Source organism: Streptomyces sp. NPDC088785, from assembly GCF_044750685.1.
Lineage (GTDB): Bacteria > Actinomycetota > Actinomycetes > Streptomycetales > Streptomycetaceae > Streptomyces.
In genome coordinates, this window is record NZ_JBIVKH010000001.1 from 1,175,049 (window position 1) to 1,199,946 (window position 24,898).

Below are 24,898 nucleotides of genomic sequence, written 5' to 3' on the forward strand. Positions count from 1 at the left end.
TTGGGGACAACAATTTTGGGTTGGTGGCCAACTTGGCACCGGATGGTTACAGATGGCGCGCACTCGGCCAACCCGCCCCAGCACGTGCCGAAGCCGATGCAGGAGGAACCGTCATGCCGTTCCTGAGCCTCCTCTCCGCCGTCTTCGTGATCACCTTCGAGCAGCTCGTCCAGTGGCACTACGGCCCCGCCGGCATCGCCGGTCTGCTCCTGCTGGCCGTGGGCGTCAAGGCGAGGAACGCCACCTGTAGCTCCATCGGTGGCGTCCTGCTCGCGATCATGGTGGCCGGCCCCGCACTCCACTAGCCCCGCGCTCCCCCGGCCCCCGGTCCCGGGCCGGGGATCAGCAATCGGGGATCACGGATCACGGATCACGGATCGATCAGTGTGAGGTCCGTGCTGATCGTGTTCCAGATGCTGTTGAACCACAGGTGGGACTGCTCGACGAAGGTGGTGTCGCGCGGCCCCGCCCCCTGCTCGAACGCGAAGAGCATCTGCTGGACGCCCGTCGCGTCGTACACGTCGACCCGCTCGCGGTCGAGCTGTTCACCCCGCCTGCTCAGTGTGTAGTAGGCGAAGAGCGCCTCGTTGCCGTTGAGCAGGTAGAGCTTGACCGGTGGCGTGAACGGCAGGGCGCGGAACTCGACGCGCACCTCCGTGCCGTGCGTCGCGCGCAGGGCCATCAGGTTGTGCCTGAGCACCTGGCCCTGGGCGTTGCGGTGCGCCAGCCAGTGCCGTTGCAGCCGCCCGCCCAGGGCCGCCTCCTGCTCGGCCTCCAGGTCGGCGGCCGGGGCCGGGAACGCCAGGTCGATGTCCCGGCTGGGCATCAGCACCCGGACCCGGACCTTGGCCGGTTTCATGCTGCCCGCGTGGATCTGCCGCAGCGACTCGTTCACCGCGAGGGTGAGGGACACCGACGTCAGGCACAGGGCGTCGATCTCCACGTCCTGCTGCCGGAAGGCGGCGGCGACCCGCGGGCCGAGCCCGGCCATCGTCGGCTGCGGGGGTGCGCCGGGCCCGCGGAACGCGGACCGGGTGTCCTCCGCGACGGTGGCCGGGCTGCCCTTCGAGACATTGGCCAGCAGGTGCTCGGACTGGAGAATGCGCAGCGCCTGGCGCACCGCCGTGCGCTCCACGCCGAAGTCGTCGGCCAACTGCGCCTGCGTCGGCATCCGTTGGCCCGGGCGCAGCGACCCCGAGCGGATTCTGGCCCGCAGCTCGTCCGCCACCTCGCGGTACGTCCACTGCGCCCGCGGCGGCACGGGCCGTCCATTGACGGCGGCATGCTCCAAGCTCACGGTTCAACGGTACAACTTCACGCCATCTCAAGGGAGTTGAAGGAAGGATGGTTATAAGTCGCGGTGGAGCGGAGATAACTACCATTGAGTTGGTGACCAACTTGGACGACATGGTCGGACAACCACGGGGGTTGGCGTCGACCACAGAGGTTGGTCTACGCCACCGCTTTGGCAGCAGAGTTGGTCACCACTCCCACCTAAGGGGGTAGGGACATGCCGGTCTTCGCCATCGTCGTCGCCGCGCTGGCCATCGGATTCGAGCAGCTCATCCAGTGGAAGTACGGGCCCGTGGGCATCATCGCCTTCATCCTGCTGTCCGTCGGCCTCAAGGCCAAGAACACCATGATCAGCGGCATCGGGGCGGTCGCCCTCGTCATGCTGCTGGCCCAGAGCGGCTGACCGGGCTCCCTTCCGGAGGGGAGCCGGGAGCCCGGTCGGTCTTCCGGCTGGACACCGCGGGCCCCGGCCTCGGACCACCGCGGAGCACCAAGGGCGTCGCGCCGCACGGAGACAGGGCCGCGACCAGCGTCGCGGCGCCCGCCCGCTCCGCCGCCGCCGCCCTCACGCCGCCACGGGCGGTGACCCGGCATCCGCCGACGCGGTCATCCCCCGAGCAGGTCGTCGACCTGCGCCTCGCCCTCCCGGTACCGGCGGGCGATCTCGGCGCTGCAATCGTCGGCGGTGCGCTGCAACTGCTGCCGCCTGCGGGACACCTGCTGTTCGTAGCGGACCAGCCGCCCCATCCCGGCGTGCAGCTCGCCGTCGGTCCGGGCGCCCAGGTCCGACAGCGCCACCTCGGAGAGCATGTCGGCGGCGAGCCGCCGGAACTCCTCGCTGCGCGGGGTGCCGAGCGTGACGTGGCGGGCCGACGAGCGGTACCGCGTGGGCTGGTCGCGCAGGATCTCGGAGAGCCGGTCCACGACCGGCCCCTCCGGGTCGCGACGGCGGCCCAGCTCGGCCCGCAGGATGTCGATGCGGCCCTGGAGCAGCCGCCGCACGTAGCTCAGGTCCGCCTCGTTCTGCTGCGCGTCCCGGCGCAGCGCGCGCAGTTCGGGCAGCCGCAGCGTGGTCAGGTCGGCCTCGGGAACGGGTGGCAGTTCGGGGCTGCCCGTGCGCTGCACCGGCGGCCGCGCCACATGGGTCAGCGACACGGTGTCGGGCTCCCCGGGCGGGCCCGTACTCGTTGTGTGACTCATGGCATGGGAATCCATGGTGTGCTTACCGTCCCCTCGACCGGACTGCCGCCGCGCGCCTCCGGCGCACCACGTGTGAGCATCGTGCCACTCCCTGTGGCCACTTAGGGTACGAGTGCCCCATATCGGCCCCGGATGGGGGGTTCGGATGCCCTCGGTGGCGGGCACGGCATGATGGCCGTATGCGAGCAGTGGTACAGCGGGTGGACGGCGCGAGCGTCGTCGTGGACGGCGAGACCGTGGGCGCGATCGAGGGCGAGGGGTTGTGCGTCCTGGTCGGGGTGACCCACGACGACACCCCGCAGGACGCGGCCCGGATGGCCCGCAAGCTCTGGTCGGTGCGGATGCTGGCCGAGGAGCGGTCGTGCAGCGACATCGACGCCCCGCTGCTGGTGATCAGCCAGTTCACGCTCTACGGCGACGCCCGCAAGGGGCGCCGCCCCACCTGGAACGCGGCGGCGCCCGGCGACGTCGCCGAACCGCTGGTCGACGAGGTGGTGGCCCAGCTGCGGGCGCTCGGCGCGACGGTGGCGACGGGCCGGTTCGGGGCGCAGATGCGGGTGTCGCTGACGAACGACGGCCCCTTCACGGTCCTGGTCGAGATCTAGGACGCGGCGCGGCACCGGCCCGGGCGAGCGGGCCCGGCCGTCAGGGTTCGACGACGACTTCCTGGGCCGCCGCCGTGGTCTCGGCGAGCAGCGCGGCGTCGGCCGGCACGTTCCGCTTCACCAGCGCGAGCGCGATGGGGCCCAGCTCGTGGTGGCGTACGGACGTGGTGACGAAGCCGATCTTGCGGCCCTCGGGGCCGTCGGCGGCCAGCCGCACCTCGGCGCCGTGCCCGGGCAGGTGCACCTCGCTGCCGTCGAGGTGCAGGAAGACGAGCCGGCGCGGCGGCTTGCCGAGGTTCTGCACCCGGGCGACGGTCTCCTGCCCGCGGTAGCAGCCCTTCTGGAGGTGCACCGCGCTGCCGATCCAGCCCAGCTCGTGCGGGATGGTGCGGTGGTCGGTCTCGAAGCCGAGGCGCGGGCGGTGCTGCTCGACGCGCAGCGCCTCGTACGCCAGCAGGCCGACGGCGGGCCCGTGCGCGGCCGCGTAGGACTCCAGGTCGGCGCGCGGCAGGAACAGGTCGCGGCCGTGCGCCGTCTCGCGCACGGCGACCCCGTCGGGCACCGGGGCGATGGACCCGGCCGGCAGGTGCACGACCGCGAACTCGGCGGTCCGGTCGGCGACTTCGACCCGGTAGAAGAACTTCATGGACTCCAGGTACGCGAGCAGCGCCTCCTGCGTGCCGGGCTCCACGTGCACCCAGGTCGTCGCGCCGTCGTCCACCAGGTACAGGGCGTGCTCGATGTGTCCGTTGGCGGAGAGGACCAGCGCTTCCGTGGCCCGGCCGGCGGGCAGGTCGCTGACGTGCTGGGTGAGCAGCAGGTGCAGCCAGCTCAGCCGGTCGTCCCCGGTGACGGCGACGACCCCGCGGTGCGAGAGGTCGACGACGCCGGATCCGTCGGCGAGGGAGCGCTGCTCGCGGAACAGGTCGCCGTAGTGCGCGGCGACGCCTTCGTCCACGCCCTCGGCGGGGACGGCGCCGGGCAGGGTCAGCAGGGGGCTGGTCGAAGAATGTCGCTGCATGGTCACACACACTACGACGAGTGGACGGACGCGCTTATTCCTGCGCCTGCGCCCTGTCCTTGGTGCAGCTCTCGCACCGGCCGAAGATCGCGAAGTGCTTCAGGTCGGTGTCGAAGCCGAACTCGGCGCGCAGCTTGTCGGTGAACTCGCGGGCCACGTCGACGTCCGCCTCGATCACGTCCGTGCAGTCCCGGCACACCAGATGGAGGTGGTGGTGCCGGTCGGCGAGGTGGTACGTGGGTGCGCCGTGCCCCAGATGCGCGTGGCTGACGAGCCCGAGCTCCTCCAGGAGCTCCAGGGTCCGGTAGACCGTCGAGATGTTGATCCCCGACGCCGTCCTGCGCACTTCGCCCAGGATGTCGTCGGGGGTCGCGTGCTCCAGGGTGTCCACGGCTTCCAGGACAAGCTGGCGCTGCGGCGTCAGTCGGTAGCCGCGCTGCCTCAGGTCGCTCTTCCAGTCGGTGCTCACCACACCCACGAGTCTAGGACCAGTTGAAAAAAGCGCCGACTACTTGAAGAAGGCGATGCCGTCGTCCGGCATGTCCGGGAGGTTGCGGGCCATCTCGGCGACCTCTTCCGGGGAGACGACCTTCTTCAGCTGGGCCGACATGTAGGGCCGCAGCGGAACCTCGGGGGTCTGCTTCTCGCCGACCCACATCAGGTCGCTCTTCACGTAGCCGTACAGCCGCTTGCCGCCGCTGTAGGGGCCGGAGGCCGCGGTGCGGGCGACCGCGTCCGTCGCGAGGTCGATCTGCGGCTTCTTGTCCGCCAGCTCGCCGTACCAGACCTCGACGACGCCGTCGTCGCGGACCATGACGACCTCGACCTTGCGGTCCCTGCCGACGCGCCAGAAGCCGGACTCCGACTCCAGCGGCTTCACCTTGGCGCCCTCGGCGTCGAGGATCCAGGTGTGCGAGTGGTACTCCAGGAAGTCCCGCCCGTCGTGGGTGAAGGAGACCTCCTGGCCGAAGTTGGCCTTCTCGGCGCCCGGGAAGTCGGTGACGCCCGCGCCCGCCCAGTTGCCCAGGAGGAACGCGAGGGGGACGAGGTCGGGGTGCAGGTCCGACGGGATCTGGATCATGGAGTGCTCAATCAGGTCGGGTAGGTCAGCGCTGGCCCTGGTACAGCTTCTTCACGGTCAGACCGGCGAAGGCGAGGACGCCGACGCAGACCAGAACGAGCAGAGCGGAGAAGAAAGCCTCAAGCACGGGGTGCTCCTCGGTGAACGGAACGTATGCGGAAACAGAGCCGGGCCCCACTGTAGTCGGGTGGGGCCCGGCGCACTCGGTGAGGTCAGCCGAGCAGCTGGTTCTGGAGCGCGAGGGTCTGCCGGAAGGGGACGGCGGTGCCGTGCCCGTCGTCCGACTGGACCACCAGGGCCAGCACGTCACCGGCCTCGACGTAGCCGTACCGGACCCGCTCCTTCCCGTACGGCTTCTGCTCGCCGTAGACGTACAGGTGGGTGTGGGACACCGCGTAGGCGCTGCCGCCGAGCGAGTAGTCCTGGTCGGTCTTCGGGGCCCCGACCACGGTCGCCAGGTTGTCGTTCACCTGCCGGCGGTACTCGCGGGCGAACGCGCTGGTGTTGAAGCGCAGCAGGTAGATGCTGGTGTGCGTGCCGTCGGGCATGCTCCAGCCGCGCGCCGCGATGTGCCGCAGCCCGCCGTCCTTCAGCGCCTGCGCGAGGTCGCCCCGCGCGTCCCGGCGGTACGTCTTCAGGTACGTGGCCGTGGGCAGCCAGCCGTCCTCGCCGGCCAGCGCCCGGTCCGCCCGGGCCCCCTCGGGCGCGGGCAGGAGCAGGGCGCGCAGGTCGGCGAAGTGCTCCTCGCGCGCGTTGCCCTCGGCGAACGCGGCCGGAGCGCCCTTCGGCAGCGGCGGCCGGACGATCTCCGGGTAGTCCCAGCGCCCGTCGCCCTTCGTCGCGAGGCCCGGCAGGTCGCCGCGGTCCCGCTCGGTGACCCCGTACGCGACCGCGGCGCCGACGGCCGCGAACACGGCGACGGCGGCGGTCCAGCGCAGGGCGGCCCGCAGCACGCGCCGGTCCTTTTTGACGGCGGCGGGCACGGATTCGGGCGCGGGTACGGGCGCGGGCGCGTTCTCGGGTGCGGGTGCGGGTGCGGGCGGGACGGTCGGCGGGTGCGACGGCGGGGCCGGGAACCGGGCCCCGGGCCGCTCCTGCCCGCCGTCGATCGGCCGGTCCGTGGACTGGGACGTCATATGAGCTCACCCCGTGACGCGATGTGGTCGAGCTGCTGGGCCAGGAGCTCGGCGACGGCCTTGCCGTCGATGGCGGCCGGGCCGTACGCGGTGAAGGCGACCAGGAGGTCGTCCTGGTAGGCGCTGCACGTCAGCAGGTCGAGCCCGGTCTTCTTGTCGCGGGGCGCGCGGAAGCAGTCCGCGTTGCGGTGCCCCTTGATCTTCGGGCCCTTGCCGAAGACGCCGAGGGCCCGCAGGAACCCGGACCGGAACTCCTTGATGCCCCGCCCCGCCTGCCGGTTCTGGATCTCGGCGAGCTGCGTCTCGACGACGAGGTCGCCGGAGTCCGCGGCGTAGCTGCGCACCGCCAGGCCCTTCACCTTCAGCTTGTCGATGGCCCGGTGCTGGGCCTCGCGCTGGCTGGAGGGCAGGTTGTCGGCGCTCTTCTTGAAGCGGGCCGTGGCCTCCCTGCCGGTGATCACCTTCTCGTTGCCGAACTCGTCGATGTCCGGCCCGGGGGTGTAGCCCTCGGGCACCGGCAGCAGCCGCGTCATCAGGTCCGCGCCGGAGGAGGCGCCCGCGCGCTGCTTGCCCTGCTCGGGCTCGCCCCACACCTGGGCGCGGACAGTGCGGTCGGCGTCGTTCACCTTCAGCACGGTGAATCCGGCGCCGCCCGCCACGGCGAGCACGACGACAGCGGCGACGGTGACGGCGAGGGCGGACCGGCGGCGCGGCTGCGGCTGCTCCGGCTGCTGCTCGGATTGCGGCTGCGGCTCCGGCTGCGGCTCCGCCGCAGGGGCCTCGGGCCGCGGAGAGTGGTCGCTCACAGGCGCTCCAACTGCCGCTCGGCGAGATCCATCGCGGACTTCTTCGGGATCGGTCTGGTGTCGAACATCCAGATCTCCATCACCACGTCGCCGCGGGACGCCAGCGAGTGGGCCTTGTACAGCGGCAGGTAGCCGGCCTCGGTCTCGGGCCGGTCGTAGACGTAGACGCGGCCCTCGGCGCTGCCGGGAATCGGCTCGCCGTCGTTGCCGGCGGCGTCGGTGGCGTAGCCGTTCTGCACGACGACGTAGTCCTGGGTGGCGATCTGTTCGGTCTCGCGGTACTGGACGAGGCCGACCATGGTCGTGGACGCGCCGCGCTGCCAGGAGACGGACACGGCCCGCCGGAAGCCGTCGGAGGACAGGCTGCGGAACGCGGTGGCCGGATCCTCGAAGTCCGTCGCGACGCCGTACTGGTCGACCCAGCCCTGCGGGGAGCGGGGCGCCTTCTGGGTGCCCGAGGGGCGCGCCACCAGCAGCGCGCGCAGGTCGCCGTCGGTCCTGACCCGCCGGTCCCGGGCCGCCGGCAGGGCCTCGGGGGCCTTGCCGTCCCTGTCCTGGGCGATCTTCTGCTGGGCGAGCGGCGGCAGCGGGTCGGGGGCCCGGCCCGCCTGCACGACGTACCCGGTGCACAGCCCGGCGACGGCGCCGAGCAGGGCGGCCGCGCCGATCAGGGCCGGGGTGCGGCCGCGGCCGCGCCGGGGCGCCTCTTCGGGTGGCCGCGGTGTGCTCCCCGGTTCTGATGTTCGTTCGTCACTCAACGGGTCCCCCCACGGAACTCGAAGCGCGGATTCCGTTCACCGCGCGCACAGGAGACCCACAGCGGCGGGGGAGGGTTGCCCGGCGGTTGATCACGAAACGATCACCGGGGCGGGACGGTCCGGGCGAAGGCCGTCAGCGCGGGCGTTTCTTCCCGTCCAGCTCGTCCCACCACTCGTCGGACGTCGGATCGCCGGAGGGACGGCGGGAGGTGTCGGCGGGCGGTGCGCCGCCGGGGTCGTCCCACCACCGGTCGTCGGGCCCGCGCCGGTTGGCGACGATGGCGGCGAAGGGCGGGATGACCATGGCGACGACGCACATGATCACGGCGGCGGGGACGGACCAGAGGCGCACGACGCCCCACGCCAGGACGAAGAGAGCGATGCAGACGCCCATCATGGCGAAGTAGGCGTGCTTCCGCCGCGCGTACATGTCTTCAGCGTAAGCCCGGACCGACGACTCCGGGCAAGCCGGAGGGCCGCATCCCGTCCAGTGGCGTCCAACCCCCTGGGATGCGGCCCTCCGGCCGTCGCTCGCCGCCTCGCTCAGACCGCGATCGCGACCTCCGCGAGCCCGCCCGTGCTGGCGACGACCGTGCGGTCCGCCGTGCCGCCCGGGACCAGCGCGCGCACGGTCCAGGTGCCCTCGGCCGCGTAGAAGCGGAACTGGCCCGTGGCCGAGGTCGGGACCTCGGCGGTGAACTCACCGGTCGAGTCGAGCAGACGGACGTAGCCCGTCACCGGCTCGCCGTCGCGGGTGACCTGACCCTGGATGGTGGTCTCACCGGGCTTGATCGTCGAGGCGTCGGGGCCGCCGGCCTTCGCTCCACACATGCTGAACTCCTAGATACGAGAGGTCGGTTGTCGGATTGCTGGTGGTTACTTGTTGGCGCCGAGCTCGATCGGCACGCCGACGAGGGAGCCGTACTCGGTCCACGAACCGTCGTAGTTCTTGACGTTCTCGACGCCGAGCAGCTCGTGCAGCACGAACCAGGTGAGCGCGGAGCGCTCACCGATGCGGCAGTAGGCGATGGAGTCCTTGGCCAGGTCGACCTGCTCCTCGGCGTACAGCGCCTTCAGGTCGTCGTCCGACTTGAAGGTGCCGTCGTCGTTGGCGTTCTTCGACCACGGGATGTTGCGGGCGGACGGGACGTGGCCCGGACGCTGCGACTGCTCCTGCGGGAGGTGCGCCGGGGCGAGCAGCTTGCCGGAGAACTCGTCGGGCGAGCGCACGTCGACCAGGTTCTGGCTGCCGATCGCGTTCACGACGTCGTCGCGGAAGGCGCGGATCGAGGTGTCCTGCGGCTTGGCCTTGTACTGCGTGGCCGGCCGGTTGGGGACCTGCGAGCCGTCGACCAGGTCGCGGGAGTCCAGCTCCCACTTCTTGCGGCCGCCGTCGAGGAGCTTGACGTCCTGGTGGCCGTAGAGCTTGAAGTACCAGTACGCGTACGAGGCGAACCAGTTGTTGTTGCCGCCGTAGAGCACGACGGTCGTGTCGTTGCCGATGCCCTTCTTCGACAGCAGCTCCTCGAAACCGGCCTGGTCGATGAAGTCACGGCGGACCGGGTCCTGGAGGTCCTTGGTCCAGTCGATGCGGATGGCGTTCTTGATGTGGTTCTTGTCGTACGCGGACGTGTCTTCGTCCACCTCGACGATCGCCACGCTGTCGTTGTCGAGGTTGGCCTCGACCCAGTCGGCGTCGACCAGGACGTCGCTGCGGCTCATGCTGTTTCCTCCGGGGCAGTTTCGGCAGGCATGCGGAACGAATGGGTGCGGATGCGCACGGTGACCCCGAGTCGTGTGTCGCGTCTCAAGGGGCCCGGAAAGCGGGAATCGGGAATGCGGCCCGGTGGCCGACCGCCCCGCTCAGGCGGTGCGACAGAGCATGGCGGCGACGCGGCACAGGTCTACTGCCCGCCGCTTCGTGAGATCCGCCTGTCGCTTCATGACACCGATCGTAAGGACGCACCGGCGGCCGTGTCACCGACGTGTCGAATAATGAGACGGGATCGACCGGAATGTGAGATCGATGGTCCCACGGAGCCGCCGCGGCCGGTCCCGGGACGCGCCGGTGCCCCGCCGGCGCCCGCGGACCGCTGCGGTACGGACGCGGCCGTCTCGGCCTTCGGACGGCGGCGGCGCGGGACGGCCCCGCGCTGTGGCCTACCCGACGAGGCGCAGATCCGAACCCGTCACCGAGATCTCGACGCCGTCCTCGCCCGCCTCGACCTTGTCCAGCTCGATCCCCGCGGGCAGGTTGTCGATCGCCTGCCGGAAGTCGGTGACCCCGCGCAGCGTGGACTCGCCGAGGTCGAACGAGCCGACCTTCGGCAGGCTGTCGGCGCGGGCGGTGAGCTTTCCGTCGGTGACCCCGACGGCGCTGGTCACGGTGGGGCGCAGGGTGCCCAGGGGGGTCTGGAAGGCGATCGTCAGCCTGATCTTGTGGTCGCCCGCGTACGCGAGCCCGTCGATCTGCGCGCTGATGCCGGGGCCGACCCGGGCGGGGCCCGCCCTGCGGACGGCCTTGCGGAGTTCGGCGTAGGAGACGGTCGCCGTGCCGGTGGCGGAGGCGGCGGTCGCCGAGCTGTAGTCGCCGGCGAACTTCACGCCGTGCATGTGCGCGTCCATGTCCGCGATGCGGATGCTGCCGTCGGCGTTCTTCGCCTCGTAGTCGTCGATGCCGACCTCGACGTCGTCCAGGGTGCCGTCGGCGACCTGGGTCAGGAACGGGAAGCCGCCGATCGACACGGACGGCGTGCTCGCGAGGCCCTCGCTCTCGCGGATCCGGTCGGCGGCCTCGCCCTCGGCGATGTGGACCGCGACCCGGTCGGCGATCACGAAGAGGCCGCCCAGGATCACGACGAGGATCAGCAGTATTCGCAGTGCGCGCATGGTCCGGAGGGTACGCGGGGGCGGGGGGCCGCGGGCCGGGCCGGCCCGGTTGTCACGAAGTTGTCGACCGCGGCCTTCCCGGCCCAAAGCGGCGCGCCGGTCAGCCGATCGCCCGGCCCAGCACGTACACGACCGGCGCGGCGGCGGCGAGCGGCAGGGCGACGCCCGCCGTCATGTGGACGAACCGCGACGGGTAGTCGTACGAGGCGACGCGGTGCCCGATCAGCGCGGCGGCCGCGGCCCCGGCGCCGAGCAGCGCCCCGCCCGAGCCGATGCCGGTCAGGCCGCCCGCGGCGATCCCCGCCCCGGCGCCGGCCAGCAGCGCGACCACGACGGACACCGGCGTCGGCAGCGGCAGCGCGCGGGCCAGGACGGCGACGGCCACGGCGATGGCGCCCACCGTCACCGCGTCGGGGTCGGCCGCCAGGTGCCCGGCCGCCGCGATCGCGAGCGCCGCCGAGACGACGGTCGCCATCAGCCCGTACATCCGCTCGTCCGGCGAGGCGTGCGAGCGCAGTTGCAGCACCAGCGTGAGCAGCACCCAGACGCCGAGCGTGCCGAGGATCGCGGCGGGCCCGTGCTCGCGGCCCGCCACGAGCAGGGCGACGTCCGCGACGACGCCGCCCAGGAAGGCGAGGGCGATGCCCTGCCGGGCGGGCCACATGCCGTTGAGCCGGAACCAGCCGGCGGCCGTGACCGCCTGGAGCAGCACCAGCGGGACGAGCAGCGCGTACGCGTCGACGGCGGCGCCGCCCGCGAGGAGCAGCCCGAGCAGCGCGGTCAGCCCGGCGGGCTGGATACCCGGCTCGATGATCGGCGAACGGCCCTCGGCGCGGGCCCGCTGGGCGTCGGTGACCCGGGGGTTCCCGGTGACGGTGGCCGGGCCGTAGCCGGGCCCGTCGGCCGCCGCGGGCCCGGCTGCCGGTGCGGGCGCGGGCTCGGGCGCCGGAGCGGGGACCTGCTGCGCCGGCTCCTGCGGCCACTCCTGCTGCGGGGGCAGCGGCTGGGCCTGCTGCTCACCGTGGCCGTAGCCGTACTCCTGCTGCTGCGGCGGCACATACGACTGCTGCTGTTGTTGCTGCTGCTGTTGCTGCTGGTACGGCTGCTGCTGGTAGTGCTGCACCGGTGCGGGCTGGACCTGGGTGTCCCAGGTCTGCGCCTGCCAGTACTGGGTGGGCTCGCCCTCGTACGACTGCTGCGCGAACTGTCCCTGCGAACCGTGCCCGTACTGCTGTTGTTGCTGCTGCTGTTGCTGTTGTTGTTGCTGCTGGTCGTACTCGTACTGCTGGTGCTGCTGGTGCTGCTGATGCTGGTGGTCGTACGGGTACTGCTCGTTGTTGCTCATCGGTGTCACCCTCCTGCGAACGGCGGGAGCACCTCGACCGTGCCGCCCTCGGCCAGCCGTACCGTCTCATGGACGCGCGTCCCGACGGGGTCGCCGTCGACGAGGAACGAGCAGCGCTGGAGGACCCGGACCAGCTCTCCCGGGTGCCGCTCACGGGCCGCGGCCAGGGCCGCGCCCAGGTCGTCGGCGTCGTACGGTTCCTCGGCCACGCCGGCGGCCGACTTGGCCGCCGCCCAGTAACGAAGGGTGCCGATGGCCACAGGGCGCTCCTCTCCACGGTTCCACGGTCCGGTTCTCCGACCGGCGTCCTATTGTGCGGTACCCGCCGTGCGGGCCCACTCCCCGATCCGCGCGAGCAGCGCGTCGCTCGCCGCGTGCTCGGCGTGCCCCATGCCCTCCTCCAGCCAGAGGTCGGCGCCGCCCGCGGCGGCCTCGGCGAGCATCCGGGGGTGGTCGAGGGGGAAGTACGGGTCGCGGTCGCCGTGCACCACGAGCAGCGGCGTCGGCGCGATCAGCGGCACCGACTCGACCGGGGAGAGCGGGACCGGGTCCCAGTCGTGGGGGTGGATGCGGGTGCGCAGGCCGACACGGCCCACCACCCGTCCGGCGCGCCGCGTGACGACCCAGTGCAGCCGCCGCATCGGGGCGGTCCCCCGGTAGAACCAGCGGGCCGGGGCACTCACGGCGACGACCGCGTCGGTGCGCGCTTCCGTGCGCCCTCTGTGCGACGCGGCGTGCCGCAGCACCACGGAGCCACCCATCGAAAATCCGACCGTCACGACCCGCTCGTGCCCGAGGGACCGCGCCCAGGCGACGGCCGCCGCGAGATCCAGCACCTCCCGGTCGCCGACCGTGGAGCGCCCGCCCGAGCGTCCGTGGCCGCGGAACGTGAACGTGACCACGGCCGCACCCTGCGCGAAGACCTCCGCGGCGCGCCGCACGTGGGGCCGCTCCAGATCGCCGGTGAACCCGTGCGCCAGCACGATCACGGGCCGGTCCGCGGGCCCGGATCCGGGCGTGTAGGCCGCGTCGATCGCGACCCCGTCCTGTGTCCGCAGCATCACGCGCCGCGCTCGTTCAGTGATCGGCCGCACAGAAGATCCACGTTTTTCACCTGCCGGACCCGTACTCATGTGGGCTATTCTGCTGGGCGAAGGACTCGGGCAGTGCAGCCCCCGGGTCCTTTTGTGCTTTCAGGCGCGTTGTATACGACTCGCGCCCGACGGCGCGGGGCCCGGGGCGCGGGCCCGCGAACACGGCCGCGCACGCAGAGAACACACGCAGAGAACAGCAGTACGAGCAACACGAAGCAGTGCCGCAAACGTCCTCGCAGGGACCGAGGAGGAACCAGACGTTATGGGCGAGCGAACCGTGCACGAACGTATGACGACCCAGGCAGGTGGGGCGCGATGAGTTCATTGCTGCTCCTGACGAACGCCCTTCAGCCGTCGACGGAGGTGCTTCCCGCCCTCGGCCTTCTTCTGCACAACGTGCGCGTGGCGCCGGCGGAGGGCCCCGCCCTCGTCGACACCCCCGGGGCCGACGTGATCCTGATCGACGGGCGGCGCGACCTCCCGCAGGTCCGCAGCCTCTGTCAGCTGCTCCGCTCCACCGGGCCCGGCTGTCCGCTGGTCCTGGTCGTGACGGAGGGCGGCCTCGCCGCCGTCACCGCCGACTGGGGCATCGACGACGTCCTGCTGGACACGGCGGGACCGGCCGAGGTCGAGGCCCGGCTGCGGCTCGCGATGGGCCGGCAGCAGATCGTCGCCGACGACTCCCCCATGGAGATCCGCAACGGCGACCTGTCGGTGGACGAGGCGACGTACAGCGCCAAGCTCAAGGGCCGCGTCCTCGACCTCACCTTCAAGGAGTTCGAGCTCCTGAAGTACCTCGCGCAGCACCCGGGCCGGGTCTTCACCCGCGCCCAGCTGCTCCAAGAGGTCTGGGGCTACGACTACTTCGGCGGCACCCGGACCGTCGACGTCCACGTACGCCGGTTGCGCGCCAAGCTCGGCCCCGAGCACGAGTCCCTGATCGGGACCGTGCGCAACGTGGGCTACCGGTTCGTCACGCCGGAGAAGCCCGAGAAGGCCGAGCGGGCGGACCGGGCGGACCGGGCGGACCGGGCGGACCGGGCGGACAAGGAGAAGGCGGCCGAGAAGAACGAGACGTCCGCTTCCTCCACGAACCGTGACGAAGCGGACAGGGCGGCCGCCCGGCGCGCCGAGACGGTCTCGGCCGACTCCTAGCGAGCGGGTTTACGCCCTGCCCAGAGGGTGGTCCATCCGCGTAGACTCCGCGCGTGGCCAAGGTGACTCGGGACGACGTTGCGCGACTGGCGGGTACTTCGACCGCCGTCGTGTCCTACGTGATCAACAACGGACCCCGGCCGGTCGCCCCGGCCACGCGCGAGCGCGTGCTCGCCGCCATCAAGGAGCTGGGGTACCGGCCGGACCGGGTGGCCCAGGCGATGGCCTCCCGCCGGACCGACCTCATAGGCATGATCGTGCCGGACTCGCGCCAGCCGTTCTTCGCGGAGATGGCGCACGCCGTGGAGCAGGCGGCGTCCGAGCGCGGAAAGATGGTGCTGGTCGGCAACTCCGACTACATCGGCGACCGCGAGGTGCACCATCTGCGCGCGTTCCTCGGCATGCGGGTGTCCGGCCTGATCCTCGTCAGCCACGGTCTGAACGATCTGGCGGCGACCGAGATCGAGGCGTGGGACGCCCGCGTGGTGCTGCTGCACGAGCGGCCCGAGGCCATCGACGACGTCGCCGTCGTGACGGACGACCTCGGCGGCGCCCAGCTCGCCACCCGGCACCTCCTCGAACACGGTTACGCATATGTGGCCTGTCTGGGCGGCACCGCCGACACCCCGTCCGTCGGCGACCCGGTCTCGGACCACGTCGAGGGCTGGCGGCGCGCCATGCACGAGGCGGGCCGGTCCACGGAGGGGCGGCTCTTCGAGGCGCCGTACAACCGCTACGACGCGTACCAGGTGGGGCTGGAGCTGCTCGCCGGGCCGCATCGGCCGCCGGCCATCTTCTGCTCCACCGACGACCAGGCCATCGGTGTGCTGCGGGCCGCGCGCGAGCTGCGCATCGATGTGCCGAGGGAGCTGGCCGTGGCCGGGTTCGACGACGTCAAGGAGGCGGGGCTCACCGATCCGCCGCTCACCACGGTCGCCTCGGACCGGCCCGCGATGGCGCGGGCCGCCGTCGATCTGGTGCTGGACGATTCGCTGCGGGTGGCCGGGTCGCGGCGGGAACGCCTGAAGCAGTTCCCGTCCCGCCTGGTGGTCCGCCAGTCCTGCGGCTGCGCCTGACCTCCGGCCCACACAGTTCCCCACCCGCGGCCCGGTGGCCGCTTCTCGCGCAGTTCCCCGCGCCCCTGAGATGCGCACTTCGTGCGCCATCTCATCAAAGAGGCGCGCCCCCGATGAGGCGCGCGAAGCGCGAGCCTCAGGGGCGCGGGGAACTGCGCGCCAAGCCACCACGGTGGCGCACCCGAAAGACCACCCAGGGGCGCGGGGAACTGCGCGACCAGCCACCACGGTGGGGCACCCGAAAGCCACCCAGGGGCGCGGGGAACTGCGCGAGCGGTCACCGCGGTGGGGCGGGCGGCTTTATTTCGGGCAAACAGGGTTCTGCCGGGACTCTCAGGGCACACTCAGCCGCCTCTCATGAACGCGGCCCACGCTTACAGACATGACCGAGAGCTTCCGCCGCGACGGCGAGTACCCCCAGGGCCCGCAGCAGTCCCCGTACTCCGAGAGCCCGCAGCAGAACCCGACGACCCCGGTGGACAGCGCGTGGCCGCCCCCGCCCGCCCACCCCCCGTACCCCCCGCAGCCCCACGCGAAGAAGAAGCGCCTGCGCGGCCCGTTCGGACTGCTCGCGGCGGTGGCCATAGCGGCGGCAGCCGTCGGCGGCGGCACCGCGTACGCCTTCCAGGAGCTGACCGGCTCCTCCACCACGGCGTCCTCCTCGACCAGCACCACGGTGGTGCCCAGCTCCAAGCGGGGCACCGTCTCCGGTGTCGCGGAGGCGGTCAGCCCCTCGATCGTCGAGGTCAACGCGACGCTGAGCGGCGGCTCCTCCACCGGCTCCGGAGTGATCCTCACCGGCGACGGCGAGATCCTCACCAACAACCACGTGATCTCCGGCGCCTCCTCCGTGAAGGTACGGACGAGCGACGGCAAGACCTACACCGCCGAGGTCGTCGGCACCGACGCCAAGAAGGACCTGGCGCTCATCAAGCTGAAGAACGCCTCCGGCCTCAAGGCCGCCACGCTCGGCGACTCCTCCGGCGTCAAGGTCGGTGACGACGTCGTCGCCATCGGCTCCCCCGAAGGCCTGACCGGCACCGTGACCAGCGGCATCGTCTCGGCCCTCGACCGCGACGTCACCGTCTCCACCGACGAGGGCTCGCAGCAGCAGCAACAGCAACAGCAGGGCGGCGGCAGCGGCCAGTGGCCGTTCGAGTTCGGCGGCCAGGAGTTCAACGGCGACACCGGCTCCTCCACGACCACGTACAAGGCCCTCCAGACCGACGCCTCCCTCAACCCCGGCAACTCCGGCGGCGCCCTGATCGACATGAACGGCAACATCATCGGCATCAACTCCGCGATGTACTCGGCCAGTTCCGAGTCGTCGTCCTCGTCGTCGAGCGCGGGCAGCGTCGGCCTCGGCTTCGCCATCCCGATCAACACCGTCAAGGCCGACCTCGACTCGCTCCGCGCCGGGGGCTCCGACAACTGACCCGGCCCACCACCGCGCCGGGCAGCGCCGACCAGGGAGAACCTCATGATCATCACCGTGCACCGCCACCCGGGGACCGGCACGGGCCCCGCCGGCCTGCGACTCGCCCTCGCCGTCGCCCCGACGCTCTCCGCGCCGGCCGCCCGGGCCCCCGAGGTGGCGCCCGCGACGGCACCGCGCCGGGCGGCACGCGGGCGCCGCGCCGCCGTGCGAGGCTGATAATCCGTCGTAGTGCCCGCCCACGCCCCTAAGGAAGCCCACGCCATGAGCCCCGCCGAAGGCGACCGCGAAGCCCAGCACCGCATCCTCATCGTGGACGACGAGCCCGCCGTCCGCGAGGCACTGCAACGCTCCCTCGCCTTCGAGGGGTACGGCACCGAGGTCGCCGTCGACGGCGCGGACGCCCTGGAGAAGGCGGCCGCCCACCGGCCCGACCTCGTGGTCCTCGACATCCAGATGCCGCGCATGGACGGCCTGACCGCCGCCCGCCGGCTGCGCGCCACCGGGTCCACGACGCCGATCCTCATGCTCACCGCCCGCGACACGGTCGGCGACCGGGTCACCGGGCTCGACGCGGGCGCCGACGACTACCTGGTCAAGCCCTTCGAGCTCGACGAGCTGTTCGCCCGGGTCCGCGCCCTGCTGCGCCGCAGCTCCTACGCGTCGGCGGCGGGCGCGGCCGCCGACTCCGACGCGCTGTCCTTCGCCGATCTGCGGATGGACCTGGCGACCCGGGAGGTCACCCGCGGCGAGCGCACGGTGGAGCTGACCCGTACCGAGTTCACCCTGCTGGAGATGTTCCTGGCCCACCCGCGCCAGGTCCTCACCCGCGAGCAGATCCTCAAGGCGGTCTGGGGCTTCGACTTCGAGCCGTCGTCCAACTCCCTCGACGTGTACGTGATGTACCTGCGCCGCAAGACCGAGGCGGGCGGCGAACCCCGGCTCGTGCACACCGTGCGGGGTGTGGGGTACGTGCTGCGGTCGGGGAGCGCCGAGTGAGCACACTGGTCCGGCGGCTGCGCGCCCTGCCGCTGAGGTCGCGGCTGGCGCTGCTGGTGGCCGTGGCCGTCGCCGCCGCCGTCGCCGCGGTGGCCGTCACCTGCTGGTTCATCACGCGCACCCAGCTGTACGCGCAGATGGACCGGGAGCTGCACAACCAGGTCGGCTCGCTGAGCCAGAGCAGCCGTCAGCAGCAGTTCGGCCTGATCAACTGCACGGCCCTCACCGGGCAGCCCAAGGACCTGCCGGGGCCGACCATCCAGGTCATCTCCTCCGACGGCGGCGCCTGCACCTGGCGCGGGGTGTCCGCGATCCCCGCCCAGCCCTCCGACGTGGCGGTGGCCAACGGCGACGCGGACGACGCGCTGCACACCACCGACGCCGAGAACGGCGCCGCCATGCGGGTCCTGACGGTGCCCGTGGTCGACGGCGACCACAACCGGGTCGTGGGCACCGCGATCTCCATCGCCAGCCCCCTCGACGAGGTCACCGAACCCCTCGCCACCCTCGCCTGGGTGCTGCTCGCCGTCGGCGGCATCGGCGTCGTCGGCGCCACGGCGGCCGGGCTGTGGATCGCGCGGACCGGCCTGCGCCCCGTCGACCAGCTCACCGACGCGGTCGAACACGTCGCCGCCACCGAGGATCTGACGGTCCGGATCCCGGTGGAGGGCGACGACGAGATCGCCCGGCTGTCCGCCTCCTTCAACTCGATGGCGGCGTCCCTGGCCTCCTCCCGCGAGCTGCAACAGCAGCTCATCGCCGACGCGGGCCACGAACTGCGGACCCCGCTGACCTCGATGCGGACCAACATCGAACTGCTCACCCGCAGCGAGGAGACCGGCCGCGCGATCCCCCCGGACGACCGCAAGGCGCTGATGGCGTCGGTCAAGGCGCAGATGACCGAACTGGCCGCGCTCATCGGGGACCTGCAAGAGCTGTCGCGGTCCGGACTGACCGGCACCGAGGGCCCGCTGAAGGTCGTCTCCCTGCACGAGACGGCCCGCCAGGCCCTGGAGCGCGCCCGGCTGCGCGGCCCGGAGCTGAAGATCCTCGCCGAGCTGGCCCCCTGGTACGTCCGGGCGGAGCCGGCGGCGCTGGAGCGCGCCATCATCAACCTGCTGGACAACGCGGTGAAGTTCAGCCCGCCCGGCGCCACCGTCGAGGTCCACCTGATGCGCGGGGTGCTGACGGTCAGGGACCACGGCCCCGGCATCCCGGCCGACGAACTGCCGCACGTCTTCGACCGGTTCTGGCGCTCCCCGACGGCCCGCGCGCTGCCGGGGTCGGGGCTCGGCCTGTCGATCGTGGCCCGCACGGTGGAGGGCTACGGCGGCGAGGTCACGCTCGCCGCGGCGGACGGCGGCGGCACCGTGGCGACGATGCGGCTGCCCGGGGCGCCGACCCCGCCGCCCGGCCCGCCCGCCGACGCGTTCGAGGACTTCGAGAACTCCTAGGAGTTCTAGGAGTTCTGGGAGTTCTGGGAGATCTGGGAGTCTCAGGAGTTCGAGGACAGGGCCCCGCGCTCACGCGGGAGCGGGGGCCGAGTTCTTCGCCGGGGCGGCCAGCTTCAGCCCGACCTCGACGAGGGTCCAGCCGAGGCGGGTGCGCAGGCCGGCCGGGCGGCCGTCCTCCGCGGCGGTGGCGGCCAGCCGGTACGCGTCGGCGTCGGCGCGGAGTTCGGCGGCGCGGGTGTCGTGCAGGGCGAGATGGACCTCGGGATGCATGGGAAACCCTTTCGGTGCGTTCGGTGGGCGAAGGAGCGTGGACCGCGGACGGGGTCAGTCGCTGCTGATCGGGAACGTGTGCGTGTGGACCCGCACCCGCTCGGCCCGCGGGTCGTTCTCGGTGACGGCCAGATCGCGGTACTCGCCGACCAGCGCGTGCATCTTCTCGACCAGTTCCTCGGCGAGTTCCGGCGTGAGCCGCAGCGTGTCGCTGCTCAGGTCGCCGGCCCGGGACCACTCCTCGGGCCACTCGCGGCGGGTGCCGAGCCAGGTCGACAGGTTGCGCATCTGCGACGTGGCGACCTCGTGGAGGTAGAAGTCGGCGGCGCCGCGCACCTCGGGGTCCTGGTCCTGGAGCAGGGCGTTGTCGATGGACAGGCCCTGGTAGGCCGCCCCCCACCAGCGCTCCCGCCCCTTGCCCCGCTCCGGCACGTCCTCGACGAAGCCGTGCGCGGCGAGCTGGCGCAGGTGGTAGCTGGTCGCGCCGCTCGACTCGCCCAGCTTCTCGGCGAGCTGGGAGGCGGTGGCCGGCCCGTCGTAGCGCAGGGAGTCGAGGAGGCGCATGCGCAGCGGGTGCGCGAGCCCGCGCAGCGATCGGGCGTCGAGGTCACGGACCTTGGACGGAGTGGGCGGCATCGGCTTGTCCATGCGTACAAAGATAGCTATGCAAAGAAGTACTTGCAACAGTTTCTTTGCAACTGGTCGCGGCGCGCTCCCGCCCCGCCCTCCCGGGCTACTTCCCGACCGACAGCCCCGCCCCCGACAGGTCCACCCGGATCCCGCCCCGCTCGACCTTCACGTCCCGCAGCCGTACGTACCCGTGGTCGCCCGGCAGCTTCGGCAGCTGGAAGGCGAGCGAGAGCCGGTCGGCGAGTTCGGGGCGGGTCAGCTCGGCCAGGCCGTCGAGCAGGCCCGGGTCGATGCCGATCTTCCGCAGCAGCCAGGGGTTGTCGGCGGCGATGTCGATGAGGTTCATCCCCATCACCTTGCGCACGAAGCGCGGGGAGCCGGTCAGCGCGCTCAGCCGGTCGTCGCTGTGCTCGGCCTGCCGCACGGCGCTCGCGGGGACACCGGCGCGGTGCACGATCGCCGGGATGGACAGCAGCCTGCGCGCCTTGTCGGTCTCGGCGGTGAGCCGGGCGACGGACTTCGGCGTCAGGTGCAGGCCCTGGTCGGCGTCGGTGCCGGGCCGGTACGTGGCGAGGTCGCCGATCCCGAGGCTCATGTGGTCGATGTCGGTGGAGACGCCGGTGGCGCCCAGCCGCTGGATGGAGGCGTCGGCGCGCACCGTGAGGTCGTGGCCGGCGACGGGCAGCGTGCCGCGCGCGAGGACCCGGTTGTGGCCGTGTCCGGTGAAGGTGACCTGGGAGGCGCCCAGTTCGCGGTTCATGTCGGCGAAGCTGAGCAGCACTTCGCCCCGCATCCGGTCGACGGTCGCGCCGCTGATGCCGGTGAAGCCCTCGCCCCGGATGCGGACGTCCTGCGCGGTCGCCTGGACCTTGGCCAGGGTGACCCGGTCGGCGGCGACGTCGGGGACGGTCACCCGCACCTGGTCCACACGCCGGTCGGCGAGCTGGGTGAGGAAGGGGAAGCCCTCGATCTCGACCTCGGGCGCGGCCGTCAGCTTCAGCTCCTTCTTGAGCTGTTGGGCGGCGCGGTGCTCGGCGTACAGGACGGCCCAGCGGTCGGCGAGGGCGAGGAACGCGGTGAGGACGAGGACCGCGACCAGGCCCTTGACCGCGAGGGAGAGGCTGCCGAAGCGGCGCCGGCCGCGACCGCGGTGGTCGGGCGGCGACCAGTCCTCGTCGTCCGGGTGCGCGGGCTCCTCGCGGAGCACGTCGTCGAGCGGATTCCCGCCGAGGGCGCCCAGCTCGTCGTACGGATTGGCGTACGGACGGCGGGCGCCGGTGGACTCCGGGGGAACGGAGTCCTCCTGCCAACCGTCAAACGGAAAGCGGTCGTTGGATATGCGGTGGGGGGTACGCATCGGGTGATTTCACCACAGGGACCGGCCCCGCCCGCAAGCCTCGCCCTCCGCGAGCACCGTAGCGCGCCCGGCCGGAGCGGCCTCCCGTGCCTCCGGCTGCGCCGCGCCACCAGGACCGTGCCCGCCGCCGGCAGGGCGGCGGGCGTCGCCGACGGGTCGGCGGCCCCGGGACCGGGGCGGGTGCCGGCGCGTTCGCCGTCGTGATCCTTTTCACCCGCCTGCCCGGCCGCTCGCGGCGTATGCCCGGCCGCTCGCGGCGTATGCCCGCGGCCGGGTGCGGCCGCGGGCGCCACGGGGTCACTTCACGAGGGTGATCCGGTCCGCCGCCGGCGGGGCGATCGGGTCGGCCGCGGAGGAGTTGGCCGTCAGGTAGTCGTTGAACGCCTTCAGGTCGTCCGCGCCGACCAGCGGGTTCGTCCCGGCACCGAGCGCCGCGAACCCGTCGCCGCCGCCCGCGAGGAAGGAGTTCATCGCGACGCGGTAGGTGGCGGCCGGGTCGATGGGCGCGCCGTCGAGCCGGATCGAGTCGACGACGACCCGGGCGGCGCCGGACTTCGTCATGTCGAGCGTGTACGTGAGCCCGGCGGACGGCTGAAGGATCTTCGGCGACGCCTCGTTCGCCCCGCTGACCTGCTGCTGGAGCGCCTGGACGACCTGCGCGCCGGTGAGGTCCGCCAGGTTCACGGTGTTGCTGAAGGGCTGCACGGTGAACGCCTCGCCGTAGGTGACGACCCCGTCGCCCTCGGCGCCGCTCGCCTTGTACACGAGGTCGGAGCGCACCCCGCCCGGGTTCATCAGCGCCAGGGACGCCTTCGGGTCGAGGGACTTGGCGTGCGCGAGCTGGGCGTCGGCGATCAGGTCGCCGAGCGGCTCCTCCGGCGTACCGGCACCGCGGCCCGCGATGTCGCCGGATATGTAGCCGACGGGCTGGTTCGCGACGGGCGCGGCCAGCTTGTTCCACCGGCCGATGAGGGCCGTCATGTCGGCGGCCTTGTCCTGCGTGCGCGTGACCACGTGGTTCGCGGACGACGGGGACTTCACCGACGTGCGGACGATGTCCCGGGTGCGGCGGTCGTAGGTCAGCGTGGTGTCCGTGTACAGCTTCCCGTACGAGGAGGCGCTGGTGACCATGCGCGGCTTGCCGGACGGGTCCGGGATCGTGCACACGTACGCGTTGTGGGTGTGGCCGGTGACCAGGGCGTCGACCTTCGGCGTGATGCCCTTGGCGATGTCCACGATCGGGCCCGACACGCCGGCGCCCGCGCCCGGGGAGTCGCAGTCGTCGTTGTACGCGGCCGAGGCCGGGGCGCCGCCCTCGTGGATCAGGGCGACGATCGACTTCACGCCCTGCTTGTCGAGGATCTTCGCGTACTTGTCGACCGTCTCGATCTCGTCGTGGAACTTCAGGCCCTTGACGCCCGAGGCCGAGACGATGTTCGGGGTGCCTTCGAGGGTGACGCCGATGAAGCCGATCTTCACGCCCTTGTGCTTCCACACCCAGTAGGGGGCGAGCACCGGCTTGCCGGTCTTCTCGTTCGTCACGTTCGCGGCGAGGTAGGGGTAGTCGGCGCCCTTGAACTTCTTGCCCGCCTCGTAGCAGCCGTCGGTGGGGTGACAGCCGCCGTTCTGCATCCGCGCCAGCTCGGTGGCGCCCTCGTCGAACTCGTGGTTGCCGACCGAGGTGACGTCCAGGTCGAGCTTGTTCATGGCCTCGACGGTGGGCTCGTCGTGGAAGAGGCCGGACAGCAGCGGGCTCGCGCCGATCAGGTCACCGGCGGCGGCCGTCACGCTGTAGGGGTGGTTCTTGCGGGCCGTGCGCAGGGAGGTGGCCAGGTACTCCACACCGCCCGCCTCGACCTGCTTCGTCGTGCCGTCGGCCTGCCTCTGCGTGACCTGGCCCGAGGAGCCGGCCGGCGGCTCCAGGTTCCCGTGGAAGTCGTTGAACGACAGCAGTTGCACGTCCTGGTAGCGGCCACTGTCCCGGCCGTGGCCGGGACCGTGACCGTGGCCCCGGTCGTGGGCCGCGCTCGCGGGCATGGCGGCCATCAGCGCGCCCGCGGTGGCGAGGGTGGCGACGGTGCCGAGCGCGGTTCTCAGACGCCGGTTCGTCCTGGTGGGCATGGAGGATCCCCTTGGGTGCTGTACGAAGACTGCGACTGCCGGGCAGCCTAGGGTCAACGCGCGTAGCACAACAGGGGATTGCAGGTTACGAGCTGGTTGCCGACTCCCCCGAGCCCTCCGCCGTACCCTCGGGACCATGACCACGGACCCCGCGAACACCCCCGGTCCCGCCCTCCCGGGCCGCCGTATCGACACCCTGACCACCCTCTCCGCCGAGCAGTCCGCCGCCGTGCTCGCCCTGCTCACCGACGCCGCCCGCGCCGACGGCCAGCAGGCCGTCTCGGAGCAGGGGCGGCTCCATCTGCGCGGCGAGCGCGACGGCATCACCCATCTGCTGCTCTCCGTCGACGGGAAGCTGGCCGGCTACGCCCAGCTGGAGGACACCGACCCGGTGGAGGCCCCGGCCGCCGAGCTGGTGGTGCACCCGGCGCGGCGCGGGCGCGGCCACGGGCGGGCGCTCGGCGCGGCGCTGCTCGCGGCCTCGGGCAAGCGGCTGCGGGTGTGGGCGCACGGCGGGCACGGCGCGGCACGCCACCTGGCGCAGGTGCTCGGCCTGACGCTGTTCCGCGAGCTGCGCCAGATGCGGCGGCCGCTGACCGACCTGGAACTGCCCGAGCCGGTGCTCCCGGCGGGCGTCCGGATCCGCACCTTCGTGCCCGGCCAGGACGACGCCGCGTGGCTGGCGGTGAACGCGGCGGCGTTCGCCCACCACCCCGAGCAGGGCTCCCTGACCCAGCGCGACCTGGACGACCGCAAGAGCGAGCCGTGGTTCGACCCGCGCGGCTTCTTCCTCGCGTTCAAGGGCGACGAGCTGGTCGGCTTCCACTGGACGAAGGTGCACGCCGAGGAGCGGCTGGGCGAGGTGTACGTGGTCGGGGTGGCCCCCGCGGGGCAGGGCGGCGGCCTCGGCAAGGCGCTCACCGCGACGGGGCTGCGCCATCTCGCGGCGGCCGGCCTGCCGACGGCGATGCTCTACGTCGACGCCGACAACAAGGCGGCGGTGAGCGTGTACGAGCGGCTCGGCTTCACGACGTACGAAACGGATCTGATGTACCGAACCGAGTCATAACGCCCCGGTCACCGGGTCAGGGGGCGGCGTCACTTGACGCCGCCCCCTCTCTTGCATCACCCTTTCACTACTTGATTAGTGAAAGGGGGGTACGCCCGTGGCCG

The 24,898-nt window shown here is 72.2% G+C and carries 30 protein-coding genes; 10 read left to right on the plus strand and 20 right to left on the minus strand.

The genetic code is table 11. The annotated features are described in order from the left end of the window. The first annotated feature begins 113 nt into the window (after positions 1-113). A complete protein-coding gene (locus ACIP5K_RS05380; RefSeq protein ID WP_111665462.1) occupies positions 114-305 on the plus strand; it encodes a hypothetical protein in 192 nt (63 codons plus the stop codon). Between the two features lie 65 nt (positions 306-370). Here the strand turns inward: ACIP5K_RS05380 and ACIP5K_RS05385 are convergent, their stop codons facing one another. After that, positions 371-1,297, minus strand: coding sequence for a winged helix-turn-helix domain-containing protein (locus tag ACIP5K_RS05385; RefSeq protein WP_401405087.1), 927 nt, complete (start codon positions 1,295-1,297; stop codon positions 371-373). 213 nt (positions 1,298-1,510) lie between these two features. Between ACIP5K_RS05385 and ACIP5K_RS05390 the strand changes: the two genes are divergently transcribed. After that, on the plus strand, positions 1,511-1,696 hold the full coding sequence (locus tag ACIP5K_RS05390; protein WP_401405089.1) for a hypothetical protein: 186 nt from the start codon (positions 1,511-1,513) through the stop codon (positions 1,694-1,696). A gap of 203 nt (positions 1,697-1,899) precedes the next feature. On the opposite strand, the gene ACIP5K_RS05395 is transcribed toward ACIP5K_RS05390, so the two are convergent. Beyond that, entirely contained in the window at positions 1,900-2,493 is a 594-nt protein-coding gene (locus ACIP5K_RS05395) for an ABC transporter substrate-binding protein (protein WP_401405091.1), read from the minus strand. Positions 2,494-2,672: 179 nt separating this feature from the next. Here ACIP5K_RS05395 and dtd point away from each other — a divergent pair, with 179 nt between their 5' ends. Next, the gene (gene dtd / locus ACIP5K_RS05400; protein ID WP_401405093.1) at positions 2,673-3,098 is read left to right on the plus strand and encodes a D-aminoacyl-tRNA deacylase; all 426 of its coding nucleotides are present in this window, start codon (positions 2,673-2,675) and stop codon (positions 3,096-3,098) included. Between the two features lie 40 nt (positions 3,099-3,138). On the opposite strand, the gene ACIP5K_RS05405 is transcribed toward dtd, so the two are convergent. The 14 genes from ACIP5K_RS05405 to ACIP5K_RS05470 form a co-directional block, all read right to left on the minus strand. Further along, positions 3,139-4,119, minus strand: coding sequence for a YgfZ/GcvT domain-containing protein (locus ACIP5K_RS05405; protein WP_401405095.1), 981 nt, complete (start codon positions 4,117-4,119; stop codon positions 3,139-3,141). Between the two features lie 34 nt (positions 4,120-4,153). After that, positions 4,154-4,591, minus strand: coding sequence for a Fur family transcriptional regulator (locus ACIP5K_RS05410; RefSeq protein WP_401405097.1), 438 nt, complete (start codon positions 4,589-4,591; stop codon positions 4,154-4,156). A 36-nt stretch (positions 4,592-4,627) separates the two neighbouring features. Beyond that, entirely contained in the window at positions 4,628-5,200 is a 573-nt protein-coding gene (locus ACIP5K_RS05415) for an FABP family protein (RefSeq protein WP_401405099.1), read from the minus strand. A gap of 212 nt (positions 5,201-5,412) precedes the next feature. After that, positions 5,413-6,336 carry a hypothetical protein gene (locus tag ACIP5K_RS05420; protein WP_401405101.1) on the minus strand — a complete coding sequence of 308 codons (924 nt, stop codon included), beginning with the start codon at positions 6,334-6,336 and terminating at the stop codon, positions 5,413-5,415. Continuing rightward, positions 6,333-7,142 (minus strand): hypothetical protein, encoded by an 810-nt coding sequence (locus ACIP5K_RS05425; RefSeq protein WP_401405103.1) that lies wholly within the window; start codon positions 7,140-7,142, stop codon positions 6,333-6,335. The genes ACIP5K_RS05420 and ACIP5K_RS05425 overlap by 4 nt, the downstream gene beginning before the upstream one ends. Then, complete coding sequence (locus ACIP5K_RS05430) at positions 7,139-7,900, minus strand: hypothetical protein (RefSeq protein ID WP_401405105.1); 762 nt, start codon at positions 7,898-7,900, stop codon at positions 7,139-7,141. The genes ACIP5K_RS05425 and ACIP5K_RS05430 overlap by 4 nt, the downstream gene beginning before the upstream one ends. A gap of 133 nt (positions 7,901-8,033) precedes the next feature. Next, on the minus strand, positions 8,034-8,330 hold the full coding sequence (locus ACIP5K_RS05435; RefSeq protein ID WP_401405106.1) for a DUF3099 domain-containing protein: 297 nt from the start codon (positions 8,328-8,330) through the stop codon (positions 8,034-8,036). A gap of 113 nt (positions 8,331-8,443) precedes the next feature. Further along, entirely contained in the window at positions 8,444-8,731 is a 288-nt protein-coding gene (locus ACIP5K_RS05440; RefSeq protein WP_401405108.1) for a DUF1416 domain-containing protein, read from the minus strand. Between the two features lie 45 nt (positions 8,732-8,776). After that, the gene (locus tag ACIP5K_RS05445) at positions 8,777-9,622 is read right to left on the minus strand and encodes a sulfurtransferase (RefSeq protein WP_401405110.1); all 846 of its coding nucleotides are present in this window, start codon (positions 9,620-9,622) and stop codon (positions 8,777-8,779) included. A gap of 141 nt (positions 9,623-9,763) precedes the next feature. Next, positions 9,764-9,844: a putative leader peptide gene (locus tag ACIP5K_RS05450; protein WP_351257108.1), complete on the minus strand. Its 81-nt coding sequence runs from the start codon at positions 9,842-9,844 to the stop codon at positions 9,764-9,766. A 216-nt stretch (positions 9,845-10,060) separates the two neighbouring features. Further along, the gene (locus ACIP5K_RS05455; RefSeq protein ID WP_401405112.1) at positions 10,061-10,789 is read right to left on the minus strand and encodes a DUF2993 domain-containing protein; all 729 of its coding nucleotides are present in this window, start codon (positions 10,787-10,789) and stop codon (positions 10,061-10,063) included. 100 nt (positions 10,790-10,889) lie between these two features. Continuing rightward, positions 10,890-12,134: a hypothetical protein gene (locus ACIP5K_RS05460; protein ID WP_401405114.1), complete on the minus strand. Its 1,245-nt coding sequence runs from the start codon at positions 12,132-12,134 to the stop codon at positions 10,890-10,892. Between the two features lie 5 nt (positions 12,135-12,139). Further along, positions 12,140-12,394 (minus strand): MoaD/ThiS family protein, encoded by a 255-nt coding sequence (locus ACIP5K_RS05465; RefSeq protein ID WP_401405116.1) that lies wholly within the window; start codon positions 12,392-12,394, stop codon positions 12,140-12,142. Positions 12,395-12,442: 48 nt separating this feature from the next. Then, positions 12,443-13,267 (minus strand): alpha/beta hydrolase, encoded by an 825-nt coding sequence (locus tag ACIP5K_RS05470; protein ID WP_401405118.1) that lies wholly within the window; start codon positions 13,265-13,267, stop codon positions 12,443-12,445. 276 nt (positions 13,268-13,543) lie between these two features. On the opposite strand from ACIP5K_RS05470, the gene ACIP5K_RS05475 reads away from it, so the two are divergent. The 6 genes from ACIP5K_RS05475 (at position 13,544) to ACIP5K_RS05500 (ending at position 19,347) form a co-directional block, all read left to right on the plus strand. Then, the gene (locus tag ACIP5K_RS05475; RefSeq protein WP_401405120.1) at positions 13,544-14,383 is read left to right on the plus strand and encodes a response regulator transcription factor; all 840 of its coding nucleotides are present in this window, start codon (positions 13,544-13,546) and stop codon (positions 14,381-14,383) included. A 53-nt stretch (positions 14,384-14,436) separates the two neighbouring features. Then, complete coding sequence (locus ACIP5K_RS05480; protein ID WP_401405122.1) at positions 14,437-15,459, plus strand: LacI family DNA-binding transcriptional regulator; 1,023 nt, start codon at positions 14,437-14,439, stop codon at positions 15,457-15,459. A gap of 382 nt (positions 15,460-15,841) precedes the next feature. Continuing rightward, positions 15,842-16,894, plus strand: a complete 1,053-nt coding sequence (locus tag ACIP5K_RS05485) for a S1C family serine protease (protein WP_401405124.1) — start codon at positions 15,842-15,844, stop codon at positions 16,892-16,894. Positions 16,895-16,939: 45 nt separating this feature from the next. Beyond that, positions 16,940-17,113, plus strand: coding sequence for a hypothetical protein (locus tag ACIP5K_RS05490; protein ID WP_401405126.1), 174 nt, complete (start codon positions 16,940-16,942; stop codon positions 17,111-17,113). Positions 17,114-17,158: 45 nt separating this feature from the next. Further along, positions 17,159-17,893, plus strand: coding sequence for a response regulator transcription factor (locus ACIP5K_RS05495; RefSeq protein ID WP_401405128.1), 735 nt, complete (start codon positions 17,159-17,161; stop codon positions 17,891-17,893). After that, positions 17,890-19,347: an ATP-binding protein gene (locus ACIP5K_RS05500; protein WP_401405130.1), complete on the plus strand. Its 1,458-nt coding sequence runs from the start codon at positions 17,890-17,892 to the stop codon at positions 19,345-19,347. Before ACIP5K_RS05495 ends, ACIP5K_RS05500 begins: the two co-directional genes overlap by 4 nt. Positions 19,348-19,416: 69 nt before the next feature. Here ACIP5K_RS05500 and ACIP5K_RS05505 read toward each other — a convergent pair whose 3' ends face one another. From ACIP5K_RS05505 to ACIP5K_RS05520, 4 genes are all read right to left on the minus strand, one after another. Next, a complete protein-coding gene (locus tag ACIP5K_RS05505) occupies positions 19,417-19,617 on the minus strand; it encodes a hypothetical protein (protein WP_401405132.1) in 201 nt (66 codons plus the stop codon). A 54-nt stretch (positions 19,618-19,671) separates the two neighbouring features. Then, positions 19,672-20,265, minus strand: coding sequence for an ArsR/SmtB family transcription factor (locus ACIP5K_RS05510; protein ID WP_401405134.1), 594 nt, complete (start codon positions 20,263-20,265; stop codon positions 19,672-19,674). Positions 20,266-20,350: 85 nt separating this feature from the next. Beyond that, positions 20,351-21,604 carry a DUF2993 domain-containing protein gene (locus ACIP5K_RS05515; protein ID WP_401405136.1) on the minus strand — a complete coding sequence of 418 codons (1,254 nt, stop codon included), beginning with the start codon at positions 21,602-21,604 and terminating at the stop codon, positions 20,351-20,353. Between the two features lie 297 nt (positions 21,605-21,901). Then, positions 21,902-23,725: a bifunctional metallophosphatase/5'-nucleotidase gene (locus tag ACIP5K_RS05520; RefSeq protein WP_401405138.1), complete on the minus strand. Its 1,824-nt coding sequence runs from the start codon at positions 23,723-23,725 to the stop codon at positions 21,902-21,904. A gap of 136 nt (positions 23,726-23,861) precedes the next feature. Between ACIP5K_RS05520 and mshD the strand changes: the two genes are divergently transcribed. Then, positions 23,862-24,794, plus strand: a complete 933-nt coding sequence (gene mshD, locus ACIP5K_RS05525; protein WP_401405140.1) for a mycothiol synthase — start codon at positions 23,862-23,864, stop codon at positions 24,792-24,794. Positions 24,795-24,898 lie beyond the last annotated feature (104 nt).